Annotated in this window: 6 protein-coding genes; 4 read left to right on the top strand and 2 right to left on the bottom strand. The window is 36.0% G+C overall.

Going from position 1 to position 5851, the window contains the following annotated elements; genetic code table 11:
* Positions 1-215: 215 nt before the first annotated feature.
* The 4 genes from AC1DUW_RS19635 (at position 216) to poxB (ending at position 3398) form a co-directional block, all read left to right on the top strand.
* Positions 216-566 carry a YhfM domain-containing protein gene (locus AC1DUW_RS19635; RefSeq protein ID WP_152952255.1) on the top strand — a complete coding sequence of 117 codons (351 nt, stop codon included), beginning with the start codon at positions 216-218 and terminating at the stop codon, positions 564-566.
* Between the two features lie 155 nt (positions 567-721).
* Entirely contained in the window at positions 722-1180 is a 459-nt protein-coding gene (locus tag AC1DUW_RS19630; protein WP_053345499.1) for a hypothetical protein, read from the top strand.
* A complete protein-coding gene (locus AC1DUW_RS19625; RefSeq protein ID WP_053345500.1) occupies positions 1180-1419 on the top strand; it encodes a hypothetical protein in 240 nt (79 codons plus the stop codon). Before AC1DUW_RS19630 ends, AC1DUW_RS19625 begins: the two co-directional genes overlap by 1 nt.
* A 254-nt stretch (positions 1420-1673) precedes the next feature.
* Entirely contained in the window at positions 1674-3398 is a 1725-nt protein-coding gene (poxB, locus tag AC1DUW_RS19620; RefSeq protein ID WP_053345501.1) for a ubiquinone-dependent pyruvate dehydrogenase, read from the top strand.
* A 745-nt stretch (positions 3399-4143) separates the two neighbouring features.
* Here poxB and AC1DUW_RS19615 read toward each other — a convergent pair.
* Together AC1DUW_RS19615 and AC1DUW_RS19610 are read right to left on the bottom strand one after the other, a co-directional pair.
* Positions 4144-5235 (bottom strand): CopD family protein, encoded by a 1092-nt coding sequence (locus AC1DUW_RS19615; RefSeq protein WP_477643257.1) that lies wholly within the window; start codon positions 5233-5235, stop codon positions 4144-4146.
* A gap of 1 nt (position 5236) precedes the next feature.
* Positions 5237-5797, bottom strand: a complete 561-nt coding sequence (locus tag AC1DUW_RS19610; RefSeq protein ID WP_053345503.1) for a copper resistance CopC family protein — start codon at positions 5795-5797, stop codon at positions 5237-5239.
* Between the last annotated feature and the right edge of the window lie 54 nt (positions 5798-5851).

Below are 5851 nucleotides of genomic sequence, written 5' to 3'. Positions count from 1 at the left end.
TTGGAAATCTTTTTAATGTACGAAAATTTATATAATCATACATTCAAATTAGAGGAAAAAAATAACCTTGTTCAACCAAAGAGGTAGTTTAGTTATAAAGGTTGGAACTATTATGCAATGTAAACGTCTCTAAATATATATGGAGGTGGAGTAAGATCAGAAAAATTATAAATTTTACTTTTCTTTTTGTTTTTATGTTGCTATTGGTCGGTTGTATGGGAGAAGATACAGAACAATTAACAAGAGTGGATGTTCAAAAAATCGATGCAGAAGGAAAGTACGAAGAAGCTTTAATGATAACAGATAACGAATCAATAGAATTGTTAAGCGAGGCATTTAAACAAATCAAATGGGACAATAGAATGGTCAAAATGGCTAGAAAACCTGATTTAAATGCTACTCTATTTTACACTTTTGATGAAAATATGCCTGAAAGAATTGTTGAATATGAAATCTGGTTTAATGAAAACGGTACGGCGATAATTATTAGCAATAATGAAAACAAAAGTTATGGAGAGTTGGATAATGAGGGTGCAAAAACTCTAATAAATATACTCTTAAAGTAACGGGTTCGTTAGTGCCATTAAAAATGCTGTTTCTTCTTCACTAACGGGTGCTTTACTTCAATAAGGAGGGTTGCGAGGCAGCCTTTTTCTTATGGCACTAAAGGGGCAGTACAGCGAAATAAGACAAGTGGCATATTAATCATGAGGTGGACTTTATGTGGTACAAAATTCTGTTTTTACTGGTCATGGTTAATTCTTTTTATAACGGTCAAAGTATGACAACAGTATTCGCAGAATCCAAAAAGGTTATTTTAAAATCAAAAGAAGCCAATGTTATTTTATATGCTATTGACCTAGATAGAAAAAACGGCATGTACAGAGATTTCGAGATGAAGATTGAAGGGGGAACAAGATATTTTCCTTATTGGGTGAATGAAACCAATCCTTCATATGTCCCAAGACTCCTATACAATGACTTAAATCAAGATAAGAAGAAGGATTTAACTATTGTATTAACAAAGGGTTATGGCACAGAGGCTTTAGATAGTGAAGTCCATGTACTAAATAAAACCCAAACCAATATAGGTGAGATTTATGAAGAGGTTCTAGTAGACAATCCCATAGCGATTATTTTGAAAGATGTTAAAACAAAACTGACACAACTGAAGCTGTAGTGTCAATTGGCGATAAGATAACGGTAATTAATATCGAAAAGTTTCAAATCCCCCCAGACCATTTGTTTAATGATGTTGCTTTTGGCAGTATCGTCAAATTTGATGTGGTTGATAATCATTTGGTGGCTTCTGTAGGTGGTCAAATTACTCCCGCCATGTTCATTGGTACGATTGAAATTTCTTATGAATTTAAAGATAAAATGTATCAAGCAAAGAAGATTGAGTTTAAATCAGAATAAATAAGTTGATACGAAGTTTTTCAACTAACAAGTGCGTTAGCTTAAGATCGGAGCTGTCTTTAAGGCAGCTTTTTCAATAATGGTAAGTCGAAACTCCGCCTTAGTGAAAGGATGTTTACATCAACAGAATATTAATCAGTAAAAAGGAAACCTTAATGTTAATAAATTGAAATTAATATTAGTATTATTATTTTGTTAAGACGTGGGTAATAAAATACAAGATTTTTATATTTACTAAGGAGGAAAGGAAAAGGATGAAACAAACAATAGCAGATTTACTGATTGATTCTTTGCTGAACGCTGGAGTAAAACGGATTTACGGGATAGTGGGTGACTCACTTAACGCTGTTTTAGATTCCATTCGACGTTCGGGGAAGATTGATTGGATATCGGTGAGGCATGAGGAGGTTGCAGCCTTCGCTGCGGGTTCTGACGCATTATTAAGTAACAGTATCGCAGTTTGTGCAGGAAGCAGTGGCCCGGGGAATCTTCACCTAATCAATGGACTTTACGATTGTCATCGAAGTCGAATTCCAGTGTTGGCTATTGCGGCACATATACCAAGTAATGAAATTGGAGGAGACTATTTTCAACAAACAAATCCTGAGCATTTATTCAAGGAGTGCAGTCATTTCTGTGAGGTTGTGACAAAACCTGAACAGATGCCCCGCATGGTTACGATGGCTCTACAACATTCCATTTCACGAAAAGGTGTCTCTGTCCTCGTTCTTCCTGGAGATGTTGCTTTACTCGCTGACAATGAAAGTGTTCCTGAACAGGTAATCCACATAACACAGCCGGTTGTTCGACCATCTGATGAAGAGTTAAAACGCCTGTCAGAATATCTCAATAGTGGTAAACGCATTACATTATTGTGCGGGGCAGGTTGTGAAGGAGCCCACGCTCAGTTGATGCAGCTTTGTGACAAACTTAAATCGCCAATGGTCATTGCACTTAGAGGGAAAGAACATCTGGAGTATGATAATCCATATTTGGTGGGACTAACGGGTCTTATTGGATATTCATCTGGATATCATGCCATGATGGATTGTGATGTATTATTAATGCTTGGTACCGACTTCCCATACAGGCAATTTTTACCTAAAAAATCTATTATTTTACAAGTTGATATTCGAGCGGAACATTTAGGCCGCCGAGCAGCATTAACCTTTGGACTTTGTGGAGACGTTAAATATACAGTTGAATCACTTCTTCCTCTTTTAAGTGAAACACATGACACTCATCATCTAGATAAATTTGTTTCAAATTATCGGGATGTTCGCAGGGGATTGGATAAGCTTGCAATAGGGAAGCCAGGAAGGATGCCGATTCATCCGCAATTTCTTACTAAAGTAATAAGCAATCTCGCCAGTGAGAGCACAGTGTTTACATGTGATGTAGGTACACCAACTTTATGGGCTGCACGATACCTGGAAATGAACGGAAAAAGACGACTTCTGGGATCTTTCAATCACGGTACGATGGCAAATGCTTTGCCTCAGGCAATTGGAGCCCAGGCTGCGAGACCGGAAGTTCAAGTAGTTGCATTGTCTGGAGATGGAGGACTCTCAATGTTAATGGGAGATTTATTGACGCTTCGGCAGCATAAATTACCGGTAAAAGTAGTTGTATTTAACAACAATGCTCTAGGTTTCGTAGAACTCGAGATGAAGTCTTCAGGCTACCTAGAAACAGGGACAGGTCTTGAGAATCCAAACTTCGCTGATGTTGCCCAGGCGATGGGAATAGAAGGAATTCGTGTAGAAGACCCGGCAGATCTTGAGAATGCAGTGAAACGAGCGTTTGCACATAACGGCCCAGTTGTACTTGACGTGGTAGTAAACCGCCAGGAGCTGTCACTTCCGCCTAGTATCAAATTAGAACAGGCACAAGGATTCACTCTTTGGATGCTTAAAGCTGTGCTGAATGGCCAGGGTAATGATATTGTGGAGCTGGCTAAGACCAATCTCATCCGATAGTATGTAAGTAAGAGGCAAGTGTTAATAGAAAGCAAATAAGGTGAAGGTTAAAACATAAAAAAATGCAGGCAGGTTGAACATTAGCCTGCTCTGATACTGTAAAATAAAAGGGCTGTGTAAATCTGCATGAGCACAAATAGGGCCTCATATTCTTTTTTTCTATGTCTTCTTCAAAATAGAAATTATTTCTTTTGTGGGTTCTACGAGGGATGCCGAAATAATAAACGAGTCGCTACTTTTGGAGGTAAAAGAACCACATGATCATTTTGCCTGATGCTGATTTAGACTAAACCGTTAATGCCTTCCTAGGTGCAGCGGTATGTATTTAGCTAGCTTCCAATTTTAAAACCTCTTTTTTGCTAGAGTGGCATAATATATATTCCTATAATATCTATTTCAAAGAAAAGCTCGATAGAATATATGAATAATCTTTAATCCGTAAATATCTGTCCAACCCAATTTTTGTTTTTTTAAGACTTTCAAAAATTAAGGGTTAAAAATGAAGTATAGATAGACAAAGGGAAACGATCATACTGGGGGAGTTCAACAAGAAGATTGCAAAAAAGACCGCCTATACTGGCGATCTTTTGAATCTACGTATAAAAAAAATGCAGCATTTTTTTCTCTCTTGTTTTGTTAGCAAATAGTTTTTCTATAAGAGTTGGCATAATCATACCATATACCCCATATCTTCCTGCATTCATAGCGGAACTAGGAATATAGGGAAGTAAATACTTAGTAATTTTTATTGGAGTCCTAATATGAGAGATAAATAAACGCATAGCACTAATAGGATACACATAAAAAAAKAAACGACAGCAGGGGCTTTCTTGATGAATGAAAAAATAGTTAAAACTAAGAATAAAAGGGCTAACAAAATAAGAGTCATACTTGTTGAGTTTAAAACAAGTCGAACAGTCATTTCTGGCTGAAACTGCCCTTGATAAAACATCGTAAATAATTTAGAAACCACTTCACTTGTTACAGTAGTTTCGTGTGGTGGTGATTGTTGTCCTAATGCTGCAGTTGCTGAAAATATAAGCAGAATTACGATACTTTCTACTCTTGCCCAAGGTTTTGGATTAAAGTTTATATCTTTCTCTAATTTCCTTTTCATAAGAATACTATTGATTACTGCGTAAACTAATAAAGGAATAATCAATATATGTTTAAACAATAGTGCTTGTCCATAAGGAATCATCCAAGAATTAGGATAATCCTTAAACTCAACAACAAAGGTCATTAGTATAAGACCTGTCACAATAGTACTTGCAAAGCAAACAATAGCAACAGGTGTAAACCATTTTAAGAAATTCAACCAATTAGAATGATTTTTTGAAAACCAACTAACAACGATTAGTATCCCTGTCCAAACACTAACAGCAGTAAAATGGGCTGATTGATTTAAAAAGCCCTTCACCTGATCATACGAACTGGCGTGACTTGACCAACCAAGTGCAAGAATTAATATGAGCGTGAAGATAATCCCAATGTAAGAATAGAGAGCCCTTTTTCGATAATCAAACCAAACCACTAAAATAAATAATAAATTCGAGAAAATGTAAGTAAAAACCCACGCTTTTCCCACTTCAAATGTAAAAAGAACAGACTGAAGGGTTTGAGCAAATCCAATATCCTCATAAAGGTATAAAATCAATTGTAAAACGGGGATAAACGAAAAGATGGCTATACCCCCTATAGCCATCATTAAATAACCCTTTGGTACGTTTATATTCGGTCGATAAGAGCTTGGCACAAGATATAAGAGAAAGCTGCCGATGAGAAGGGCAAAGCAAAGATATAACAATGCCTCACTAATGATTCCTATTAAGAACATTTTATTTTTTCCTTCTCATTACCCATATGAAACTTCCAACAACGATCACAATTAATACACCAATGATAGATGGAATTATATAGGATGGCAATTTGTTTTGTTCGATTTTCTCTTTTGGTTCATTTGCTGTTTTTGGTTTATTTTCTTCTACTTGTTTCGCATCTTCTTTTTTTGGTTCCTTTTGTACTTCTGCAGGAGTTTCGGTAACAGGCATATCTACCGAGAAGGAAAAATCTCCATCAATAGGGTGCCCATCTGCTCCGATAATCTTCCATTTCGCTTGATATTTCCCATTTTCTAAAGGATTTGAAAAACTACCTACCATTTTATTCTCTGTTATAGAGATATTTTTAACAGGTATTGAATCTCCATTTAAATTTTGAATCTCAAATGTACTGTTCTGTTCTATCTTTGATTCAAAAGTTAATGTGATTTCTTGCAATTCCTCTTTAACGATAGCTCCATTTTGAGGAGATGAGCTTTCTAAACCAGTGTGAGCCAAAGCATTGTTTACAAATGCTAGGAAGAATATAAACGTAAATAAAAATAACTTTTTTATCATAATTAACCTCCAAATAGTAATAACGCACTCATTGTATCAGAGTGGGTATTATAT

Source organism: Peribacillus sp. P4_C12, assembly GCF_056402095.1.
This window is presented reverse-complemented; position numbering and strand designations above follow the sequence as displayed.

Bases quoted from the DNA above. Each gene is read 5' to 3' on its own strand.
- AC1DUW_RS19635 (WP_152952255.1), top strand. From the start codon at position 216: ATGGGAGAAGATACAGAACAATTAACAAGAGTGGATGTTCAAAAAATC.
- AC1DUW_RS19630 (WP_053345499.1), top strand. From the start codon at position 722: ATGTGGTACAAAATTCTGTTTTTACTGGTCATGGTTAATTCTTTTTAT.
- poxB (WP_053345501.1), top strand. From the start codon at position 1,674: ATGAAACAAACAATAGCAGATTTACTGATTGATTCTTTGCTGAACGCT.
- AC1DUW_RS19610 (WP_053345503.1), bottom strand. From the start codon at position 5,797: ATGATAAAAAAGTTATTTTTATTTACGTTTATATTCTTCCTAGCATTT.